Annotated in this window: 1 protein-coding gene; it reads left to right on the forward strand. The window is 47.5% G+C overall.

The features are described from left to right. The coding region (locus AB4585_RS28460) for a VRR-NUC domain-containing protein (protein WP_372172123.1) at window positions 1-375 on the forward strand (375 nt) is incomplete at both ends.

Consider the following 375-nt stretch of genomic DNA (forward strand, 5'->3'; position numbering starts at 1 on the left):
ATTTGGGCTGGCTTTTTGGGATGTGATCTATGCGCCCATTGAAGGGGCCTTTCTCAATGCCTATCAGGTTGGTCCAAAGGATCTCTACACGCCTGAGTTTACTGAGAAACGTCAGCAACTCATTGATACTGGAAAAGAAGAATTACAGCGGTTAGGTTTTGCAGAGCTGGAAAGAGTCTATCAATGCAAGCAAGGACTCACTAACCCCTTTGTGCACTGGCCAATGTTTGATCTGGCGGTTCTGCAACATGCGAAGCGCTGCTTGAGCATGGAAGAATTGCTAGGGCTCTTTGAGGTCATACTGGGTGATATTCGCAGCTTTAGAACCGGCATGCCGGATCTCATCGCCTTTAAGGATAATGACTATCGCTGGAT

This window comes from Vibrio sp. 10N.222.49.C9, from assembly GCF_041474985.1.
GTDB classification, from domain to species: domain Bacteria; phylum Pseudomonadota; class Gammaproteobacteria; order Enterobacterales; family Vibrionaceae; genus Vibrio; species Vibrio crassostreae_C.